Origin of the sequence: Allobosea spartocytisi (assembly GCF_014764685.1) — a bacterium.
Taxonomy (GTDB): Bacteria; Pseudomonadota; Alphaproteobacteria; order Rhizobiales; family Beijerinckiaceae; genus Allobosea; species Allobosea spartocytisi.
On the sequence record NZ_JACXWY010000001.1, the window covers coordinates 154,797 to 174,977 of the forward strand.

The window sequence follows — 20,181 nt, forward strand, 5'->3', positions numbered from 1 at the left end:
CGATGCTCCACCGCCTCTCGGCCCTATTCTCCGGAGTTCGCCTCATGCCAACATCGCGCAAGCCATTGCGCCCCGCCGCCCCGGCGGGGGTGGAGGCGCAGGCGCTCGCCACGCGCGTCCTGGCGATGCAGGCCGAAGCCGGGCTCACCATCGCCATGCGGATGCCGATCCTGATGAAGGGCGCTCTCGGCGATTCGTCGGGCCAGCGCGAGGCGACGAAGGCCGTGGTCGAGAAAGTGTCGGCGGTGGTGGAAAGCAGCTTCGCCGCGAGCTGCGCCGCCACGATGTTCTGGTGGGGCCTGGCGCTGAACCCGCTGGCGCAGATCGATCTGAGCGAGGCCGCCGCCAAGGTGGCGAACAGCACGCTGGAGCCTTTCGCCCGCCGCACCCGCGCCAACGCGGCCCGGCTGACCGGTCGGCGTCGTTAGAGCTATCAGCCTAGCAGATACTATCCGTCAGGCGGCGCTTTCCGGCGTCTCCTCCGGCAGGGTCGCTGACGCGGCATGCTCGCGCTCGAGCTTGCGGTAACGGGCGACGCTGAGCGGGATCAGCGCGAGATAGGCGACCACCACCAGCGTCAGCACCTCGAAGGTGTAGGCGAAGAGCAGCCCCGCGACCACCACGACCGCGACGAAGATCGGCAGCACCATGTCGCGCGGGATGCGCGCGCCCAGCGTCTTGCCCGCATAGCAGGGGATGCGCGAGATCGTCAGGAAGGCGATGAAGAGGATGTAGAGCCCGACGAAGGGCGCCCCGTATTCCTGCACCGGCACGCCGATCGCCTGCAAATAGACCGGCAGCATGGCGGTGATGGCGCCGGCCGGGGCCGGCATGCCGACGAAGAAGTTCTTCTGCCAGTCGGGCCGGTTGGGATCGTCGATCATCACGTTGAAGCGCGCGAGCCTGAGCGCCATGGCGCAGGCCAGCGTCAGCACGATGATCCAGCCGAAGGATTTCAGGTCGTGCAGGACGAAGATCCACAGCACATAGCCGGTGGCGACGCCAAAATTCACGAAATCCGAGAGCGAATCGAGCTCGGCGCCGAAGCGGGAGGTGCCCTTGAGCATGCGCGCGAGACGGCCGTCGATGCCGTCGAGCGCCGCCGCGATCAGGATGCAGATCGTCGCGGTCTCGAGTTTGCCCTCGACCACGAGGCGCATCGCCGTCAGGCCGAGGCAAAGCGCCAGCAGCGTGACGAGGTTCGGCGCGATCAGCCGGAACGGGATCGATTTGAAACGCGCGCGCTTCGGCTCGAGGCGCTCGGGCTCGAAGGGAGGAAAGAGGTCGCTCATGCGAGCCGAAATACGCGGTTTTGCAGGCGGAAGCTAGGCGGGGAGATAACGGCATCAACGGCGTCATGCTCGGGCCTGACCCGAGCATCTCGAACCGACGGGGCTCTGGAGTCTCCTGATCCCTTACCGCCTGGAGATTCTCGGGTCACCCTACGGGCGCCCGAGAATGACGCGGTTCACCGCCGGTCAGATTCCGCGGAACGTCCGCAGGATGGCCTCGTTGCCGGCAAGATCGGCCAGCACGGTCTCGCCGGCGATCGCCGTCTGCCCCTCGCCGACCAGCGGCACGACATGGGCAGGCAGATAGACGTCGACGCGCGAGCCGAAGCGGATGAGGCCGAAGCGCTCGCCGGTCGCCAGCACGTCGCCTTCCTTGACGAAGGGCACGATCCGCCGCGCGATCAATCCGGCGATCTGGACGACGGCGATGGTGCCGGCCTGCGTCTCGATCGCCAGCGCGTTGCGCTCGTTGTCATCGCTCGCCTTGTCGAGCTCGGCATTCAGGAAGAGGCCGGGCGTATAGGCCATCTTCAGGAGGCGGCCGGGCACGGGGCTGCGATTCACATGGCAGTCGAAGACGTTCATGAAGATCGAGACGCGGGTCATCGGCTCGGCCGGCAGGTCGAGTTCCGGCGGCGGCAGGGCCGTGGCGATCTGGCTGACGCGGCCGTCGGCCGGCGAGATCACCAGCCCTTCGCGCTGCGGCGTGATGCGGACGGGATCGCGGAAGAAATAGCAGATCCAGACGGTGACGATCGCGCCGATCCAGCCGAAGGGCGACCAGAGATTGGCGAGGATGATGGTCGCCACCAGCCCGATCGCGATGAAGACATAGCCCTCCTTGTGGATGGGTACGATCACCTTGCGGACGGAATCGACGAGGGACATGGAGAGTTCCGCTGTTCTTGGCGGCGCGAGGCACGCGGGAATGGGCTTGCCGCAGCGCTGGGAAGCCAGCGCGGGCGCTGCGCTGATTTAGGGCCTTCCCGCCGCGAGGGAAAGAGCGGAAGGCCGCGGCGCTCCGGCGCGGCCCCCTTCATCCCCGGAAAGACGAAATGCCGGGCGGCCCGGCCTCAATGCGCGGGGTGCCAGACCTGATTGAAGCGCCGCGCCGCCTGCCAGGTCAGCCAGGCGAAGACGACGAGCAGGATGCCCTGCGCGATGGCGAAGGGCGGCTCGGAGCCGGTCGGAGCGAGCGCATGCAGCGCCGGCAGCTTGAGGAAGAGCTGAGCGACCAGGACGAACATCAGAAGATAGAAGGCGAGCACGGCCGTGATCGCATAGATCCGCCGCCACGCTCCTTCGAGCATCTTCGCGTAAAGCGCGACGCCCGCCACGACGATCAGCACCAGCGAGATCGCGCCGACGATATGCGACGGGAGGATGCCGCTGACCGGAAAGGCGAAGCCCGTCGCGCTCGTGGCAAAGGCGGTCGAGAGGAAGATTCCGGTCCAGCCGGGTTTGGTGTGGCCCTTCAACAACCCCGCCGTCACCGGGAAGCCGGCGACGATGGCGATCAGGCTCAACCAGGTATGAAAGCCAACCAGTGTCGTCGGATCGAACATGACAGCCCCCAAGCCGCTCGATGCTGCTTCCCGAGGCGCATCATGACCGAAACCGGCCCGCGACGCCACTCCGCGCCGATGTCATCGGGGCCGATCGAAAGGAGAGCCTGCCGCGCCGGACCGGCCCACGCCGTCACTGCGCCAGCGTGACCCTGACGCTCTCGCCTTCTTCCTGCGTCGCGCGTTGGAGGGTCGCCTTGGCCTCGTCGACCTCGCGCTGGCGGTTCCACATCGCCGCATAGACGCCGTCCGCCGCGAGCAGGTCGCGGTGATGGCCGCGCTCGACGATGACGCCCTTGTCGAGCACGATGATCTCGTCCGCATTGACCACCGTGGAGAGCCGGTGCGCGATGACCAGCGTGGTGCGCCCCTCGCTCACCCGGTCGAGCGCGTCCTGGATCTCCTTCTCGGTGAAGGAATCGAGCGCCGAGGTCGCCTCGTCGAGGACGAGCACCGGCGGTCCCTTCAGGATGGTGCGGGCGATGGCGACGCGCTGCTTCTCGCCGCCGGAGAGCTTGAGGCCGCGCTCGCCGACGGAGGTGGCGTACCCCTCCGGCAAGGTGCGGATGAAGCGGTCGATCTGGGCGAGGCGGGCAGCGTCCTCGACCTCCTCCATCGTCGCCTCGGGGCGGCCGTAGCGGATGTTGTATTCGATGGTGTCGTTGAACAGCACCGTGTCCTGCGGGACCATGCCGATGGCGGCGCGCAGGCTCACCTGCTGGATATCGGCGATGGGCTGGCCGTCGATGAGGATGCGGCCCTTCTGCGGCTCGTAGAAACGGAAGAGCAGCCGCGAGATCGTCGATTTGCCGGCGCCGGAGGGGCCGACGATGGCGACGGTGCGGCCGGGCGGAACCTTGAAGGAAATGCCGCGCAGGATCGGCCGCTCCGGCACATAGGCGAAATGCACGTCGTCGAAGACGACCTCGCCGGCCGGCACCTGCAACGGCAGCGCGCCCGGCTTGTCCTGGATTTCCGGATCGCGGCCGATGAGGGAGAACATCTCGGCGATGTCGAGCGTCGCCTGCTTGATCTCGCGATAGACGGTGCCCATGAAGTTCAGCGGCAGATAGAGCTGGATCAACATGGAGTTGATCAGCACGAGATCGCCGACCGTGTTTGTGCCGGCCTGGAAGCCGCGCACCGCCATCAGCATCGACAGCGTCAGCCCGACGGCGAAGATCGTGGCCTGGCCGAAATTCAGCAAGGCGAGCGAGGTGTAGGACTTGATCGAGTTGCGCTCGTAGCGCGCCATCGCCACGTCGTAGCGTGCGGTCTCACGCGCCTCGGCGCCGAAATACTTCACCGTCTCGTAGTTCAGCAGCGAGTCGATCGCCTTGGAATTGGCGTCGGTATCGGATTCGTTCATCGCCGAGCGGATGGCGATACGCCACTCGGTCGCCTTGATCGTGTAGGTCATGTAGGCGACGACCATCACGACCAGCACCGCGACATAGCGCCAGTCGAACAGCGCGAGCAGCACGGCGATGATCAGCGCGACCTCGACGATGACCGGCACGAGCTGGTTGAGGCCGAGCCGGACCATCTCCTCGATGCCGTTGCGGCCCCGTTCCAGCACGCGCGTCAGCCCGCCCGTCTTGCGCTCGAGATGGAAGCGCAGCGAGAGATAATGCAGGTGCCCGAAGGTCTGGAGCGCCAGCGTGCGCACCGCATGCATGAAGACCGGGGCGAAGATCGCGTCGCGCATCTGCACGAAGGCCGAGGAGCCGACCCGCGCCAGACCGTAGAGCACCGTCAGCGCCAGCGGCGCGCCGACGAGCCAGGGCAGCCAGTTCTCGACGCTGGAATGGGTCTGGGCCAGCGCGTCGGTGATCCATTTGAAGCTGAAGGGCACGCCCATCAGGATCAGGCGCCCGATCAGCATCAGCGCGAAGGCCGCGACGACGCGCCCTCGCAGATCGGCCCTTTCCGCCGGCCAGAGATAGGGCCAGAGCGCACGGAAGGTGGCGATGAAGCCGGAGCCCGGCTTGATGACGACGGAACGAGCGAGGCTCGGCACCGGGGACGGCGCTGCGGGCACGGACATTTTCGAGCGATTCCAGTTTATGCGGCCCATATAGGCGCAATTCCGCGTCCATGCATGCAGCTTGTTGCAAGGGGGGCATTGCGCCTGGAGGCTGTTGCGAATCGGCAGAAGCGAGGCGCCCGCGTAAACTGGCGCCCCGGAGTTGCCTTGTTCTCGTCGAACGGGGAATGTCTCCTCGCGAAAGAGCGCTCAACGCTCTCAAATGGGGAGACATGACCATGGTATTCCGCAATCTTGCAGTGATCGGGCTGGGTTTAGGGGCTGCTCTCGGCCTCGCCCAGCCGGCCGCGGCGCAGGCCACGCGGCCGCATCCGCAGATCACCATCACCAATCAGCGCACGGTGCCCTTGAGCAATTTCGCGATCGCGACGGCGGGCGACCAGCCCCGGCTCGTGGCGAAGCTCGCCAAGCCGCTGGCGCCCGGCAAGAGCGTCGCGCTCAAGCTCAACAAGCCGCAGGGCTGCAGCTATACGGTGCAGGCGCAGTTCGACGACGAAGCCACGAGCGACGCCGACATGGATCTGTGCAAGGACCGCGTGATCCGTCTGACGGAGTGACCTCCCGGGGACCGTCATTCTCGGGCGAAGCGAAGTGCAGACCCGAGAATCTCCGGACGATGAGGTTCTAGAGCCTCCTCTCGCAAGAGATGCTCGGGTCAGGCCCGAGCATGACGGCGCAGGGCGTCACGCCGTCGCGCCGGCCCTGACCAGCTTGTAGGTGATCGAATCCACCAGCGCCTGGAACGAGGCGTCGATGATGTTCGCGCTGACGCCGACCGTGGTCCAGCGCTCGCCGGTTTCGTCGCCGGATTCGATCAGCACACGGGTGACGGCGTCCGTGCCGCCCTGGAAGACGCGGACCTTGTAATCCACCAGCCTGAGGCCGCCGATCAGCGACTGGTAGCGGCCGAGATCCTTGCGCAGCGCGAGATCGAGCGCGTTGACCGGTCCGAGCACGCTTTCGGCGACCGAGATCAGCACGTCGTCGCCGACCTTCACCTTGACGATCGCCTCGGAGAAGGTGACGAGCTCGCCCAGCGCGTTGTAGCGGCGCTCGACATTGGCCGTGAAGCGCTCGATCTCGAAATAGGCCGGGAGCTCGCCCAGAATGCGCTTGGCGAGCAGGAAGAAGGAGGCGTCGGCGCCCTCGAAGGCATAGCCCTGCGCCTCCTTGTCCTTGACCTCCTGCAGTACGCGGTTGAGCCGGGGATCGTCGCGGCCGAGCGTCAGGCCGATCCGTTCCAGCTCCGCCACGAGGTTCGATTTGCCACCCTGGTCGGAAATCAGCACCTTGCGGGTGTTGCCGACGGCCTCTGGCAGGACATGCTCATAGGTGCGCGGGTCCTTGAGCACGGCGGAGGCGTGGATGCCAGCCTTGGTGGCGAAGGCCGAGGCGCCGACGAAGGGCGCGTGGCGGTTCGGCGCGCGATTCAGCATCTCATCGAGGGCGCGCGAGACATGGGCGAGATCGGCGAGCTGGCTCTCGTCGATGCCGAGCGCGAAGCGCTCGCGATAGCGCTCCTTCAGCTTCAGCGCGCCGATCAGCGTGACGAGATTGGCATTGCCGCAGCGCTCGCCCAACCCGTTCAGCGTGCCCTGGATCTGGCGCACTCCGGCCTCGACCGCCGCCAGCGAATTGGCGACGGCGCAGCCGCAATCGTCATGGGCGTGGATGCCGAGATGGTCGCCCGGCACGACCTTGGCGACCTCGCGCACGATAGCCCCGATCTCGTCGGGCAGCGTGCCGCCATTGGTGTCGCAGAGCACGACCCAACGGGCACCGGCCTCATAGGCCGCGCGGGCGCAGGCGAGCGCATAATCGGGGTTGGCCTTGTAGCCGTCGAAGAAATGCTCGCAATCGAGCATCACCTCGCGGCCAGCGGCCCTCGCCGCCTCGACGCTCTCGCGGATACCGGCAAGGTTGTCCTCCAGCGAAATCTCGAGCGCGACATGGACATGGTAGTCCCAGGCCTTGGCGACGAAGACGATGGCATCGGCCTTCGCCGCCAGCAACGCGGCGATGCCGGGATCGTTGGCGGCCGAGCGCCCTGCCCGCTTGGTCATGCCGAAGGCGGCGAATTTCGCCTGCTTCGTCGCCTTCTCCTCGAAGAAGGCGGTGTCAAGCGGGTTGGCGCCGGGATAGCCGCCCTCGACATAATCGACGCCGAGCCGGTCGAGCAGGGCCGCGACGGCGCGCTTGTCGTCGAGCGAGAAGTCGACGCCGGTGGTCTGCGCGCCGTCGCGCAGCGTCGTGTCGAAGAGATGGATGCGGCAGCGTTCGGTGATCTGGCTCATCGCCCGCGCCTCAGCTTGAAGCGAACGACGCGCGGCACGACCATGGCCAGCATGACGAGCTTGATGGCGAGCGAGAGCGAGCCGGCAGGACGGATCTTCGGGCTCATCGCTTCACCTCCCAGGTGGTCGTCGGTTCGCCGGTGGCGGGGTCCTTGCCGTCCTTGAGCGCGATACCCATGGCGGTGAGTTCGTCGCGGATGCGATCGGATTCGGCGAAGTTTTTCGTGCGGCGGGCGTCGAGACGGGCGGCGATCAGGTGCTCGACCTCCGGCGCGACGGCAACAGGTTTTGCCAACTCTGGCAGCTTGATGCCGAGCAGATCGAGGCCCGCCAGTAGCGCCGGCAGATCATCGGACTTGCGGAGCGCGTGGAGCTCGGCCAGCACACGGGCGGTGTTGAGATCGTCGGCCAGCGCGTCGAGCAGTTCGACGGAAGGCTGGGAAGCTGCCACCCCCTGTGCGGCTCCCGCCCAGTCCTGCAGCGTCTTCTCCGCCTCCTCCAGCGCCTTCACCGTCCAGTCGATCGGCTGGCGGTAATGCGTCTTCAGCATCGCGAGGCGCAGCACCTCGCCCGGCCATTTGCGGCCGCCGAAGGTTTCCGTCGCCAGCAATTCGTTGATCGTGACGAAGTTGCCGAGGGATTTCGACATCTTCTCGCCCTCGACCTGCAGGAAGCCGTTATGCATCCAGATATTGGCCATGCGCGGCGCCCCCTCCCCGCCGCCGAAGGCGCAGCAGGACTGGGCGATCTCGTTCTCGTGGTGCGGGAAGACGAGGTCGATGCCGCCGCCATGGATATCGAAGACGTTCTTCGCCGGATCGTCGCATGACAAGCCGCCACCGAAGGGCGCGAGCAGCTTCGCCATCGACATGGCCGAGCATTCGATGTGCCAGCCCGGGCGGCCGGGACGGGTGATCCCCTCCGGCGCGCCGTTCGGCCAGAGCCAGCCGGGGTCGATACCCTCGCGGCTCGGCTTCCAGAGCACGAAATCCATCGGATCGCGCTTGTAAGGGGCCACATCGACGCGCGCGCCGGCGACCATCTCGTCGAGCGAGCGGCGGGCGAGCGAACCGTATTTCGGCGCCTTCGCCAGATGCGTCACCGCGGGGACGTGGAACAGCACATGCTCTTCGGCGACATAGGCGACGCCCCGCGCGATCAGCCGATGGATGATCGCCTGCATCTCCTCGATATGCTCGGTGGCGCGCGGCTCGCTCGTCGGGCGCAGATTGCCGAGCGCGTCGACATCATGATGGAACTGCGCCGTGGTGGTCGCGGTGACCTTCGCGATCGCCTCGTTCAGCGGCAGACCGGGGAAGTCGCGCGCCGCACGGGCGTTGATCTTGTCATCGACGTCGGTGAGGTTGCGGGCATAGGTGACGTGCTCGGGCCCATAGACGTGCCGCAAAAGCCGGTAGAGCACGTCGAAGACGATGACCGGGCGGGCATTGCCGATATGGGCGTAGTCGTAGACCGTCGGGCCGCAGACATACATGCGCACGTTCTGCGGATCGACCGGAGCGAAATCCTCCTTCGTCCGCGTCAGCGTGTTGTAGAGCCTCAGGGTCGGCGACATCGGGGGCAAATCCTGGAACGAACGAAACGACAGAAGACAAGAAACAGCCTGGCCGCTGGCCGGGGCGCTTTTGTCTGTTCGTTTTCAGGACGAGGACGTGAGCAGCCGGCCAGCGAAAGCTAGCGGCAAATAATGCAAGGGCTGTTGATGGCGGCTCGCGTCATGGGGAAAAGTGATTGCCTGTCCGCGCGCTTTCCGTCAAGAGGGCGCCCGACTTGCTGCGCCGCAACATCGCCGCCGCCATTCACGCAAATTTAACCGGCCGGAACCATCCTCCCGATTCTCGGGGTCTCCCGCCCGTCGCCCTCAGGAATCTCACCCCATGCGCCGCGCCGTGGCTTTCGTCGGACTGCTCGGGATCGCCGTCGCCGGCATCTCGCTCTCGATCATGCCGATGAGCCGCCCCGCCGCCGCCCCCAGCGAACAGCGCACCTTTCTGATCCCCGCCAGCGACGGCTACGGCGTCGCCGACTGCATCTCGACCCGGTCGGAATGCGGCAAGATCGTCGCCAATGCCTGGTGCGAATCGCAGGGCTTCGGCAAGGCCGTGACCTTCGGCATCGCCGACCGTGCCGATTTCACCGGCACGGTGACCAAGCCGACCCCGGCGGCAGCCGCCGAGCAGCCGCTCAGCATCACCTGCGGCGAATAATCCCCTCGCCTACCGGATCCAGTCGCTGCATTTCGGCGCCTCGCCGGTATTGCCCCAGGGCATGATCGGCACGGTCGAGGTCGAATTCTGCGGCGAGCCGTCGATGAGCTTGTCCGAATAGACCAGATAGACCAGCACGTTGCGCTTGGCGTCGCAGCCGCGCACGATCTGCATCTTCTTCCAGATCAGCGAGCGGCGCTCGCGGAAGACGACATCGCCCTGCTCGGCCTTCTCCTTGAACTTGATCGGCCCGATCTGCCGGCAGGCCAGCGAAACCTCCGAGACCTCCTCGGCCACACCGAACATGCCCTTGACGCCGCCCTTCTCCGGCACGGTGTAGTGGCAGGCCACGCCCTCGACGAGCGGATCGTCGACGCCGTAGACGGCGAGCTTGTCGTCCGGCGTCAGCGCCTTCCAGACTGTCGATTTCTTGAAGATCAGGTCTTCCTGCGCCATGGCCGGCGCCACGAACGCCCCGGACAGAGCAACGGCCAACGCAGCCAGGATCCAACGACGAAGCAACATTCCCATTCTCCCGGCGCGTTTCGGTTCGGCGCCCGGCAGGATATGGGAAGCCCCGCGCCGGCGCACCAGAGTTCTGCAGCCGCCCGCACATCAAAGCAAAGGCGACCGATGCTACCCGAGCTGGAAAGCGAGAGATTGTTGCTGCGGCCGCGCCGGCTCGACGATCTCGATGCCATCGCCCGGATGAACGCCGACCCGCAGGTGATGCGCCATATCGCGGCGGTCGACGACCCGGCGATGGGACGGGACGGCGTCGCCGCGCGCAGCTTCACCCATGTCGCACGCGGCCTCGGCTATTGGTCGGTCTTCGCCAAGATCGATCCGGCAGATTTCACCGGCTATGTCGGGTTGATTCCCGATGGCGATGCCGTGGACGTCGCCCAGTTGAGCTATCGGTTCGACACGCGGCATTGGGGCAAGGGCTATGCCCGGGAAGCGGCCGCCTGCCTGCTGCGCCATGGCTTCGAGGCCCTTGCCCTGCCGGAGATCCTCATTACCACCCATCCGGAGAATGCGGCGTCGCTGCGGCTTGCAGCCCGGCTGGGTTTCGAGCCGGCACCGACCCGGGCCGGGTTCCTGATCGGCACGCCACCTGTGGTCGCGACCCGGCTGCGCCTCGGGCGCCCCGAGCGGCGTCAGGGCCCGGCCTCATAGCGTTTCAGCGCCTCGGTACGCCGGGCGATGACCTCCGCGCGGCAGGCCGGAAAATGCAGGACCTGCCCTTCCCGCCCGAAATCGCCATTGCCGTAGAACCTGCAGGATTTCTCCTTGAAGGCGTTCCAGGCGCGCTGCTCCTCGAGCAGGTCCTTCTTCGTGTTCGGCTCGCTCGCCCCGTAGAGCCGTTTCCAGGTCGCGTTGAGCTTGGCGTCCTCGCGCGCGACCCATTCGCCGCCGCAGGCGCCCCAGGCCGGATTGGTGCCATCCGAATCGTCGATGCAGCGCTTGTAGACCTCGTCGGCCGCTGCCGGGGATGCGAGAGCGACGAGGATCGGCAGGAAGCGTAGCCAGCGCCGCATGGTCACGCCGCCAGCGGCTTGAAGACAAGATAGGCGGCAACCAGCGCGCCGATGATGCCGAGCGAGAAGAAGACCAGCTTCAGCCGCGTCATCCTGCTGGCGAAGGCGACATCGCCAGCCTCGACGCGGGGATATCTGTCGAGAAGACGGGCCACCGCCAGATTCTCGGCCACGTCGCAAAGGCCGCCGAGGAGCCAGCCGCCGCCGCAGAGCGCCGCGACCCACCAGGGCTGCCCGCGCATCGCGAGCCCCGCGATCAGGATGGCTCCGACGATGGCGTAGACGAAGGCGAAGGCGACGTCGGCGGGCAGCACCCGGTTGCGGTAGCGCGCCCGCGTCGTCTCGCCATAGAGCCCGAAGAGCTTCTCGACATCGGCGACGTTGTAGCCGTTCCAGTCGCTTTCCAGCATGCGCGGCACGCCCTGACGGTTCGACCAGAAGCCGACGAGCCAGAACAGCACCACGACGAGAAGCGGCCCCCAGACGAAGAAGGCCAGCGGGATCGCTGTGGAATAGAGCGGCACGGGGTCGATCATGGCGTCTCGGCTCTCGCGGCGGGCGGTGTTTCGCGGCGCAGGTTATCCGGCGTCTCGCCCGCCAACAAGCTGGAGCTGCGGGCGGGCGTCAGAGCAGCTCTTCGGGTGGGGCGAGATCGAGGCGGCGCAATTCGACGCGGGTCTGCTGCGAATCGTGGCGCAGGAAATATTCGTCGAGCTGCGGCGGCGCGACGGCGGTGCCGGCCAGCATGGCATGAGCCTGACCGCGATGATGGATCTGGTGCTGGAAGAGATGCGCCAGCAGATCGTCGACGCGCTCCTCGACCTGTCCGTGCTCGCCGCGGTCCGTCGTGACGGTGGTTGCGAGCATGTCGTCGCTCAAGCCGTCGCAGAAGGCGATCAGCCGCCGGTCTGCAGCGGCCTGGGCGGGGAGGAGCTGCGCCATGTCGAAGGGCCGGAAGCGCTCGAACACCAGCCGGCCGAGGCCGCCGCGTTCGAGCGCGTCGATATAATAGAGATCGACCATCAGATTGTGGTTCAGCGTCTCGTGCAGCGAGGGAAAGAAGCTCGTCCGCTGCGCCTTGAAATCCGCATCGCTGAGTTGCGCGCAGGCCGTGAGGAGCCGCCAGTTCGCCCAGGCGTTGTTATGGGCCATCTTGCGGCAATGGGCGGCGAGCGCCCCGCGCCGGCCGAAACCCGCCTCAGTCATGCGGCAGGACCTCCTGCTCGATGGCGCCGAAGATCGAATGGCCGTCGGCGTCCTTCATCTCGATGCGGACCGTATCGCCGAAACGCAGGAAGGACGTCTTCGGTTCGCCCTGGCGGAGCGTCTCGACCATGCGCTGCTCGGCGATGCAGGCATAGCCCACCCCGCCCTCGGCCACCGGCTTGCCCGGCCCGCCATCGGCATCGCGGTTCGAGACGGTGCCGGAGCCGATGATCGTGCCGGCCGAAAGCCGGCGCGTCGCCGCCGCATGGGCGATGAGCGTGCCGAAATCGAAGGTCATGTCGGTGCCGGCATCCGGCCTGCCGAAGGGCGCGCCGTTGAGCTGGGCCAGGAGCGGACGATGCAGCTTGCCGTCGCGCCAGGCCGAGCCGAGCGCGCCGGGCGTGACGGCGACCGGCGAGAAGGAGGTGGACGGCTTTGACTGAATGAATCCAAAGCCTTTCGCCAATTCGCTCGGAATCCGATTCCGCAGGCTCACGTCGTTTGCGAGCATGACGAGGCGGATGGCGGCGAGCGCCTGCTCGCGCGTCGCGCCCATCGGCACATCGCCCGTGATCACCGCGATCTCGGCCTCGAAATCGATGCCGTCCTCCTCGCTGCGGGCGTGGATCGGCGCGCGCGGGGCGAGCGGCGCATCGCTCCCGCCTTGGTACATCAGCGGGTCGGTCCAGAAATTTTCGGGCATGGCCGCGCCCCGCGCCTTCCGGGCGAGTTCGACGTGATTCACATAGGCCGAACCGTCGAGCCACTGGAAGGCGCGCGGCAACGGCGCGGCGCAATCATGCTCGTGGAAACGGAAGGACGGCACCGAGCCGTGCTCCAGCCCCTCGGCGAGGTCGGCGAGCCGGGGCGCGAGGCGCTCCCAATCGTCCAGCGCCGCCTGCAGGGTGGCGACGACCGGAAAGGCGTCGGTCGCACGCGTCAGGTCTGCGGAAACCACGACGAGGCGGCCTTCGCGGCCATGCGAGAGGGAGGCAAGCTTCATCTCTTTTCATTCCTTCCCGGACGCGCCAATAAAGACGCAACAAGCCTTGTGAACAGGCTCTGGGAGGAGACCATATGGAACGTCGCTCGTTTTTGAAAACGGGAGCGCTCGCCGCGGCCGCAACAGCCGTCGCCGCGCCCGCGATCGCGCAGTCCCAACCCCAGGTGAAATGGCGGCTGACCTCGAGCTTTCCGAAGTCGCTCGACACCATCTTCGGCACGGCGCAGCAATTCGCGAAATACGTCTCCGACGCCACCGACGGCCAATTCGAGATCCAGGTCTTCGCGCCGGGCGAGATCGTGCCCGGATTGCAGGCGCTCGACGCCGTCTCCTCCGGCACAGTCGAATGCGCGCATTCGCCGACCTATTACTATATCGGCAAGGACCCGACGCTGGGGCTCGGCACCGGCATCCCCTTCGGCCTCAACGCCCGCCAGCAGCATAGCTGGTGGTATTTCGGCGGCGGCGAGCAGATCGTGAACGGCGTGCTCGACCGCTTCAACGCCTATTCCATCCCCTGCGGCAACTCCGGCACCCAGATGGGCGGCTTCTTCCGCAACGAGCTCAAGGGCGTCGACGATCTCAAGGGGCTGAAATTCCGCATTGGCGGCATGGGCGGTGCCGTGCTGTCCAAGCTCGGCGTGGTGCCGACGCAGATCGCGCCGGGAGACGTCTACCCGGCGCTGGAGCGCGGCTCGATCGACGCGGCCGAGTTCGTCGGCCCCTATGACGACGAGAAGCTCGGCTTCATCCGCGTCGCCAAATATTACTACTACCCCGGCTGGTGGGAGGGCGGCGCCATGCTGCATCTGATCATCGGCAAGGAGGCTTGGGCCAAGCTGCCGAAGCCCTATCAGGCCATCGTCCAGCACGCCTGCGAGGCGGCGAACAACTGGATGCTGGCGAAATACGACTATGTGAATCCGGGCGGCCTGCGCCGGCTCGTCGCGCAGGGCGCGCAATTGCGGGCCTTCCCCCTGCCGGTGATGGAAGCGGCGCTGAAGGCGGCCGAGGAATACTACGCCGAGACCGGGGCCAAGAGCCCGGACTTCAAGAAGGGCTACGATTCGATGGTCGCCTTCCGCGGCGAGAACCTGCTCTGGTGGCAGATCGCGGAGCTCTCCTACGACTCGTTCATGAACCGGCTGAAGGCGCGCTGAGGCGCGCCGGCGCCATCCCCGCCCGTCGCCCGGAACGGATCAGCCGAAGCTGGTCCGCCTCGGCGGCCGGTGCTCCATCGCCTCGCGCAGATCGGCGCCGGCACGCCTGGGGCGGCGAGCGAGAAGGCGCTTAGCCAGTTTCGCCGCCTTGCGGCGCTGTTTGGCGATCTTGCGCGGGATCTCCTGCGCAAGCGCATCGACGCCATCCAGCGCTGGCCTTTCGGCGAGATGCGCACGGACCATGCCGAGGTCGATCGCATTGCCGAGCCGCGAGCGCAGGCGCTCCGCCGCCTTGGCCTGCTGCCCGAGCCCTGCCGGGTCGGCCGGCGCGAAGAAGCTGAGCTGATAGCTCAAATCGACGATCATGCTTCGCCACTCGTGCAGATGCTCCGCGTCCATCCGGCGTGGATCGCGGCGCCCATGGCGCCGTGCCAGCCGATAGCTGCGCCGGAAGGCCCGGACCAGAAAGTCGCCCGTCTCGTCCGACACGGACCAGCGCGCCATCTCGGCCGACAGGCGCCGGAGCTCGTCGCGGACGGCGTCTCCCTGCTCGGCCAGCAGCGCCACGGCTGCATCCTGCGCGTCGTCCTCGGAGGCATGGTCGGGACAGAGCGCACTGAGCACCTTGGCGACGACCGCCGTGTCGCGGGCGATGCCGAAGCCGCGGCGCAAGTCTCCGATAGCCCCGCGAACCGCTTTCCCCTCCTCGGCCAGCTCGGCGGGAGCAAGCTTCAGCAAAGCGCGCCACGCCTTCATCAGGCGGCGGAATTCATGAATCGTCCGTCCCGGATCGCCCTCCCGGCGATCGAGCACGGCCAGGGCACGGGCCGGAAACTCACGGCAGGAGCGCAGCCAGTGCCGGGCCCATCGCCGCGTCATCGACACCCTCGCATCCGGACCGATTCTCGAGATGCTCGCCATGCTGACCTGTTTCGCGCGTTTCCCCGACGGCAACGTATCCGAGCGGCAGACCGCAATTCTACCACGCCTCCGGCTCGGATCGCCGCGCGTTCGAGGCAGGAGCCGCGTTGCTCCTTCACCGGCGCGACCGACGCGGCCACCGCCACGCGACAGCATCGTCTTTCGACTGTATGGTTGTGGCCCTCTCCTGCTGATGGCAGCCGCACCGGCTCGCCGGCCTCTCCGGAACCAGCTACACAGCCGCCCATGTCAGAGAAAACCTCGCCCTCGCTCCAGGACCAGATGCTCCGGCTGGAGCGCTTCTTGCCCTATCGCCTGAATGTCGTCGGCACGCTGGGCGGCCGCGCGCTCGGCCGGATCTATGGCGAGCATTTCGGCATCGGCATCCCGGAATGGCGCGTGGTGGCGCAGCTCGGCGAGTTCGGCAAGCTGACCTCGCGCGACATCGGCGAGCTCGCCCAGATGCACAAGACCAAGGTCTCGCGCGCCGTCACCGAGCTGGAGAAGCGCGGCCTCGTCTCGCGCGCCGAGAACCGGCAGGACCGGCGCGAATCCTTCGTGACCCTGACGCCGGCCGGCAAGCGGATCTACGACCAGATCGTGCCGCTGGCGCTCGGCTTCGAGGCGCGCTGGATCGAAGGCATCGCGCCGGAGGAAATCAAGGTGTTCGAGCGCGTGCTCTCGACCCTGACCGAGCGCGGCCGCCTGCTCGCGGGGAATTATCGCGAGGAAGACGGGTCGTAAGGGCATCCCGGCCCCGTCACACATCGCGCCGTCATCCCGGACAAGCGGCGAAGCCGCGCAGATCCGGGATCCGTGCCGGAACGCCTCCGGCAAAGGCTCAAGCATGGATCCCGAGTCTCCCTTCGGTCGCCCGGGATGACCAGCATAAAATCCAGGCCGAAAACCCTCAGAAATACCGCGCGAGATTGCGCCTGATCCGCTCCTGCGGGTTCTCGCCCGCCGGTGGATAGGCGAAAGCCTGGCCGGTGATCGTCTCATAGGCGCGGACATAGACCGCCGAGGTCTGGTCGATCAGCTCCTGCGGGATCGGCGGCAGCTCCTCCTTGTAAGGGTCGCAGCGCGCCACCACCCAGTTGCGCACGAAATCCTTGTCGAAGGATTCGGGCTTGCCGCCGGAGGCGAAGCGTTCGGGATAGCTTTCGGCGAACCAGTAGCGGCTCGAATCCGGCGTATGGATCTCGTCGGCGAGCAGGATGTTGCCGTCGGCGTCGGTGCCGAACTCGTATTTCGTGTCGGCCAGGATGAGGCCGCGCTCGCTCGCGAGCTTCTGGCCGCGGGCGAAGAGCGCGAGCGCATAGCCGGAGACGGTGTCCCATTGCTTCTGCGTCAGGAGGCCGCTCCCGACGATCTGGCCGGCCGAAAGCGGCTCGTCATGGCCGCCGTCGAAGGCCTTGCTGGTCGGGGTGATGATCGGCTCCGCCAGCGCCTCGTTGTCGCGCAAGCCGTCCGGCAGCGTCATGCCGTACATCTCGCGCCGGCCCTGCTTGTACATGGTCAGGATCGAGGTGCCGGTCGTGCCGGCGAGATAGCCGCGCACCACCATCTCGACCGGCAGGATGTCGAGGCGCCGGCCGACGACGACATTCGGGTCAGGATATTCGAGGACATGGTTCGGGCAGATATCGGCGGTCTTCTCGAACCAGTAGCGCGCCGTCTGCGTCAGCACCTGCCCCTTCAGCGGGATCGAGGCGATGGCGCGGTCGAAGGCGGAGAGCCGGTCGGTCGAGATCAGGATACGGCGTTCATCCGGGAGATCGTAATTCTCGCGGACCTTGCCGCGATAATAGTTCGGCAGCTCCGGGATGACGGCTTCGTGAAGCGGCAGGAATTCGGACATGAGCGGCGCTGGCCTCGCGACGAAAGGAGCTGCCGACGCCGCAATCGCGGCGCCAGCCCCGCGCTTCTAGTCGAAGCGCGCGTTTTCCACCACCTGTCCGGCGCCCTTCGCCGCGGATTGCTGCGCGCGCCCGGATGTGGCATGCGAAAGCCGCGTCACCTCGGCCGACTCGGCGTCGGGAGACGCGGGGGCTCCATAGTTCCGTCGCGTTTGGCGGGTGTTGTTGGCAGGAGTTTGTGGCCCGACGGCCTGCTCCGACAGTGGATGACGTGACCCGACCTGCGATGATGCTGCGACTTTCCAGACGCTTCGGCATGGCCCTGCTGGCGCTGGCGGCTTTGAGCGGGACGGCAACCGCCCAGTCACCGTCCTGCGACGCATGGCGCGCCGAGCTTCAGAGCCTCCAGGGCCGCAGCGGCGGCGATCCGCGCGCTGCGCAGGCCGCCCAGCGCGTCGGCGCGCAGCTCGGCCAGTTGAGCGGCCAGTACCGCGCCATGGGGTGCGAGCGCGGTGGCGGCTTCCTCTTTTTCGGTGGCCAGGCGCCGCCGCAATGCGGCGGCATCCGTGCGCAGATGGGCCAGTTGCAGGCGCAGTACGAGGCGCTCCAGCAAAGGGCCCAGGGCGGCGCGCTCGAGCAGCGGCGCGCCCAGCTCGCGGCCGCGATCAGCAACAATTGCGGCGCGCGCCCGCGCGGCTTCTTCGACACGATCTTCGGGCGCGACCCGGGTCCCGGCCCCGGCGGCGTCGACTCGACCATCCCCGAGCTCGACCCCGAGCAGCCGGTGATCGAGCCGGAAAAGCCGCGCCTCGGCGGCGCCCAGACCGTCTGCGTGCGCAGCTGCGACGGCTATTTCTTCCCGCTCGCCAACAATAACGGCAATGCCGACGAGATGTGCCAGGCGCTCTGCCCCGGCAGCGAGACCACGGCCTTCGGCATGAGCGCGGGCGGCGACATCCAGAACGCGGCCTCGCGCTCGACCGGCCAGCCCTATTCGTCCCTGCCGAACGCCGGCAAATACACCCGCTCCTTCGATGCGACCTGCACCTGCCGCGGCCAGGGCCAGAGCTGGTCGGAGGCGCTGAAGAACGCCGAATACCTGCTCGACAAGCGCAAGGGCGACGTCATCGTCACCGAGCAGCGCGCGGCCGAGCTCTCGCGGCCGAAACCCGATCCCAAGCGGCGCAGCGCGCCCGAAGCGGTGAAGCCGACTCCGGCCGCTCTCCCGGACGCGCCGGACGAGAAGCCGATGCCGTCGGAGAACTCCCCGACCTCCGGCACCGAATCGGCCGGCGTCGGCCCCGACATCGTCGACGAGAAGACGCTCGACAAGGGCGACGGGCTGAAGAGCGAGTCGCGCAGCGTCACCGGCGAGCGCCGCACGGTGCGCATCGTGGCGCCGAACCTCGCGCCCAATCTGAGCCCGCAACTGGTCAAGCCCTGATCCGCATTAGTTCCATGCGCGGACGACAAATCGCGCAGCCGGGTATCGTCATGCTCGGCGCTGGACGCATGGGCGAGACCGTCGCATAAAGAGCGAACCTTGCCGCCCCTTCGGGAGGCCGCCAGACCGCATTCCGGCCCGTATCCCCGCGGGTCCTGCCTTCTGACGCTCCCACCAGCTTCAGAGGGCCTTCATGTCGGACGCCAGCACGACACAGCCGCACCACCCGCACCCGATCGAGCTCAGCGACGCCCGGCGCAGGATCAAGGCGATCTTCATCGGCTCCGTCGGCAATCTCGTCGAGTGGTATGATTTCTACGCCTATACCGCCTTCGCGCTGTATTTCGCGCCGCATTTCTTCCCCTCGACCGACCCGGTGGTGCAGCAGCTCAACGCCGCGACGCTCTTTGCGGCAGGCTTCATCGTGCGCCCCGTCGGCGGCTGGCTGTTCGGCCATCTCGCGGACCGCTATGGCCGGCGCCTGTCGCTGATGCTCTCGGTGGTGATGATGTGCTTCGGCTCGCTGATCATCGCCTTTACCCCGACCTATCAGACGATCGGCTTCGCCGCGCCTGCCCTGCTCGCCCTCGCCCGCATCATCGAGGGCCTGAGCCTCGGCGGCGAATACGGGGCGAGCGCGACCTATCTCACCGAGATCGCCGACCCCGAGCATCGCGGCTTCTATTCGAGCTTCCAGTATGTGACGCTGATCGGCGGCCAGCTCACCGCCATCCTGGTGCTGCTGCTGCTCCAGAACGTCTTCCTGACGCATGAGCAGCTCGTCGCCTGGGGCTGGCGCATCCCCTTCATCATCGGGGCCGTCCTTGCCGTCACCGCCATGTTCATGCGGCGGCATATGCAGGAGACCGAGGCCTTCGAAGCCGCCAAGGGCACGATGAAGCGCGAAAGCTCGCTGCGTGGCCTGTTGAAATATCCGCGCGAGGTCGCGATCGTGGTCGGCCTCACCGCCGGCGGCACCGCCGCCTTCTACACCTTCACCACCTATATGCAGACCTTCGTGAAGCAGACGGTCGGCCTCTCCGACATCGTCACTACCTATGTCATCGCCGGCTCTCTGATCTTCGCCGCGATCCTGCAGCCCATCTATGGCGCGATCTCCGACCGGATCGGCCGCAAGCCGGTGCTGATGTTCTTCGGCATCGCCGGCACGCTGCTCACCGTGCCGATCCTGACCACGCTTTCCGGCACGAAATCCCCCTGGATCGCGTTCCTACTGATCTGCGGCGCCTGGATCTTCACCGCCGGCTACACCTCGATCAACGCGGTGGTGAAGGCCGAGCTGTTCCCGACCTCGGTGCGCGCCACCGGCGTCGCCGTGCCCTATGCGCTGACCGTCTCGATCTTCGGCGGCACGGCGCCGGCCATCGCCCTGTTCTTCAAGCAGCAGGGCCACGAGCAGTGGTTCTACTACTATCTCGCCGGCATCATCTTCCTCTCGTTCCTGGTCTACGCGCTGATGCGCGACACCAAGCACGCCTCGGCGATGCACCGGCACGAGTGAGGGGGCGGCTCTCTGCCGTCATGGTCGGGCCTGACCCGACCATCTCGGAAACCAGCGCCTATCCTGAACGAGATTCTCGGGTCCGCTGAGGCGGCCCGA

21 protein-coding genes are annotated in these 20,181 nt (G+C 67.0%); 8 read left to right on the plus strand and 13 right to left on the minus strand.

The window, feature by feature from the left end; genetic code table 11:
* Window positions 1-44 precede the first annotated feature (44 nt).
* The gene (locus IED13_RS00695; RefSeq protein WP_133561682.1) at window positions 45-428 is read left to right on the plus strand and encodes a hypothetical protein; all 384 of its coding nucleotides are present in this window, start codon (window positions 45-47) and stop codon (window positions 426-428) included.
* 27 nt (window positions 429-455) lie between these two features.
* Here the strand turns inward: IED13_RS00695 and IED13_RS00700 are convergent, their stop codons facing one another.
* The 4 genes from IED13_RS00700 to IED13_RS00715 all read right to left on the minus strand — a co-directional run bounded on the left by IED13_RS00700 (window position 456) and on the right by IED13_RS00715 (window position 4,904).
* Window positions 456-1,292, minus strand: a complete 837-nt coding sequence (locus IED13_RS00700; protein WP_038361838.1) for a CDP-alcohol phosphatidyltransferase family protein — start codon at window positions 1,290-1,292, stop codon at window positions 456-458.
* A gap of 186 nt (window positions 1,293-1,478) precedes the next feature.
* Entirely contained in the window at window positions 1,479-2,180 is a 702-nt protein-coding gene (locus IED13_RS00705; protein ID WP_191123029.1) for a phosphatidylserine decarboxylase, read from the minus strand.
* A 185-nt stretch (window positions 2,181-2,365) separates the two neighbouring features.
* Window positions 2,366-2,857 (minus strand): hypothetical protein, encoded by a 492-nt coding sequence (locus IED13_RS00710; protein ID WP_038361833.1) that lies wholly within the window; start codon window positions 2,855-2,857, stop codon window positions 2,366-2,368.
* 133 nt (window positions 2,858-2,990) lie between these two features.
* The gene (locus IED13_RS00715; RefSeq protein WP_191123030.1) at window positions 2,991-4,904 is read right to left on the minus strand and encodes an ABCB family ABC transporter ATP-binding protein/permease; all 1,914 of its coding nucleotides are present in this window, start codon (window positions 4,902-4,904) and stop codon (window positions 2,991-2,993) included.
* Window positions 4,905-5,116: 212 nt separating this feature from the next.
* On the opposite strand from IED13_RS00715, the gene IED13_RS00720 reads away from it, so the two are divergent.
* Window positions 5,117-5,461: a hypothetical protein gene (locus IED13_RS00720; protein ID WP_191123031.1), complete on the plus strand. Its 345-nt coding sequence runs from the start codon at window positions 5,117-5,119 to the stop codon at window positions 5,459-5,461.
* Window positions 5,462-5,587: 126 nt separating this feature from the next.
* On the opposite strand, the gene cimA is transcribed toward IED13_RS00720, so the two are convergent.
* Together cimA and cysS are read right to left on the minus strand one after the other, a co-directional pair.
* Window positions 5,588-7,198 (minus strand): citramalate synthase, encoded by a 1,611-nt coding sequence (gene cimA, locus IED13_RS00725; RefSeq protein ID WP_191123032.1) that lies wholly within the window; start codon window positions 7,196-7,198, stop codon window positions 5,588-5,590.
* Window positions 7,199-7,301: 103 nt separating this feature from the next.
* The gene (gene cysS, locus IED13_RS00730; RefSeq protein WP_191123033.1) at window positions 7,302-8,783 is read right to left on the minus strand and encodes a cysteine--tRNA ligase; all 1,482 of its coding nucleotides are present in this window, start codon (window positions 8,781-8,783) and stop codon (window positions 7,302-7,304) included.
* Between the two features lie 313 nt (window positions 8,784-9,096).
* On the opposite strand from cysS, the gene IED13_RS00735 reads away from it, so the two are divergent.
* Window positions 9,097-9,426, plus strand: a complete 330-nt coding sequence (locus IED13_RS00735; protein WP_038361820.1) for a hypothetical protein — start codon at window positions 9,097-9,099, stop codon at window positions 9,424-9,426.
* A gap of 9 nt (window positions 9,427-9,435) precedes the next feature.
* On the opposite strand, the gene IED13_RS00740 is transcribed toward IED13_RS00735, so the two are convergent.
* The gene (locus tag IED13_RS00740) at window positions 9,436-9,951 is read right to left on the minus strand and encodes a CreA family protein (RefSeq protein ID WP_248312398.1); all 516 of its coding nucleotides are present in this window, start codon (window positions 9,949-9,951) and stop codon (window positions 9,436-9,438) included.
* 108 nt (window positions 9,952-10,059) lie between these two features.
* On the opposite strand from IED13_RS00740, the gene IED13_RS00745 reads away from it, so the two are divergent.
* Complete coding sequence (locus tag IED13_RS00745; protein WP_210323447.1) at window positions 10,060-10,605, plus strand: GNAT family N-acetyltransferase; 546 nt, start codon at window positions 10,060-10,062, stop codon at window positions 10,603-10,605.
* On the opposite strand, the gene IED13_RS00750 is transcribed toward IED13_RS00745, so the two are convergent.
* From IED13_RS00750 to IED13_RS00765, 4 genes are all read right to left on the minus strand, one after another.
* Window positions 10,587-10,967 (minus strand): lysozyme inhibitor LprI family protein, encoded by a 381-nt coding sequence (locus IED13_RS00750; protein WP_191123035.1) that lies wholly within the window; start codon window positions 10,965-10,967, stop codon window positions 10,587-10,589. The genes IED13_RS00745 and IED13_RS00750 overlap by 19 nt on opposite strands.
* Before the next feature lie 2 nt (window positions 10,968-10,969).
* The gene (locus IED13_RS00755) at window positions 10,970-11,503 is read right to left on the minus strand and encodes a hypothetical protein (protein ID WP_038361813.1); all 534 of its coding nucleotides are present in this window, start codon (window positions 11,501-11,503) and stop codon (window positions 10,970-10,972) included.
* An 88-nt stretch (window positions 11,504-11,591) separates the two neighbouring features.
* Window positions 11,592-12,173: a DinB family protein gene (locus IED13_RS00760; RefSeq protein WP_191123036.1), complete on the minus strand. Its 582-nt coding sequence runs from the start codon at window positions 12,171-12,173 to the stop codon at window positions 11,592-11,594.
* Entirely contained in the window at window positions 12,166-13,176 is a 1,011-nt protein-coding gene (locus IED13_RS00765) for a fumarylacetoacetate hydrolase family protein (RefSeq protein ID WP_191123037.1), read from the minus strand. Before IED13_RS00765 ends, IED13_RS00760 begins: the two co-directional genes overlap by 8 nt.
* Before the next feature lie 74 nt (window positions 13,177-13,250).
* Between IED13_RS00765 and IED13_RS00770 the strand changes: the two genes are divergently transcribed.
* Window positions 13,251-14,336, plus strand: coding sequence for a TRAP transporter substrate-binding protein (locus IED13_RS00770; protein ID WP_038361808.1), 1,086 nt, complete (start codon window positions 13,251-13,253; stop codon window positions 14,334-14,336).
* A 39-nt stretch (window positions 14,337-14,375) separates the two neighbouring features.
* Here the strand turns inward: IED13_RS00770 and IED13_RS00775 are convergent, their stop codons facing one another.
* On the minus strand, window positions 14,376-15,215 hold the full coding sequence (locus IED13_RS00775; RefSeq protein WP_191123038.1) for a CHAD domain-containing protein: 840 nt from the start codon (window positions 15,213-15,215) through the stop codon (window positions 14,376-14,378).
* Window positions 15,216-15,503: 288 nt separating this feature from the next.
* Between IED13_RS00775 and IED13_RS00780 the strand changes: the two genes are divergently transcribed.
* A complete protein-coding gene (locus IED13_RS00780; RefSeq protein WP_038361803.1) occupies window positions 15,504-16,001 on the plus strand; it encodes a MarR family winged helix-turn-helix transcriptional regulator in 498 nt (165 codons plus the stop codon).
* 166 nt (window positions 16,002-16,167) lie between these two features.
* Here IED13_RS00780 and IED13_RS00785 read toward each other — a convergent pair whose 3' ends face one another.
* The gene (locus IED13_RS00785) at window positions 16,168-17,118 is read right to left on the minus strand and encodes a phosphoribosylaminoimidazolesuccinocarboxamide synthase (RefSeq protein WP_191123039.1); all 951 of its coding nucleotides are present in this window, start codon (window positions 17,116-17,118) and stop codon (window positions 16,168-16,170) included.
* Window positions 17,119-17,387: 269 nt separating this feature from the next.
* Between IED13_RS00785 and IED13_RS00790 the strand changes: the two genes are divergently transcribed.
* The gene (locus IED13_RS00790) at window positions 17,388-18,560 is read left to right on the plus strand and encodes a DUF2865 domain-containing protein (protein ID WP_191123040.1); all 1,173 of its coding nucleotides are present in this window, start codon (window positions 17,388-17,390) and stop codon (window positions 18,558-18,560) included.
* Window positions 18,561-18,753: 193 nt separating this feature from the next.
* Entirely contained in the window at window positions 18,754-20,082 is a 1,329-nt protein-coding gene (locus tag IED13_RS00795) for an MFS transporter (RefSeq protein WP_191123041.1), read from the plus strand.
* The last annotated feature ends 99 nt before the right edge of the window (window positions 20,083-20,181 follow it).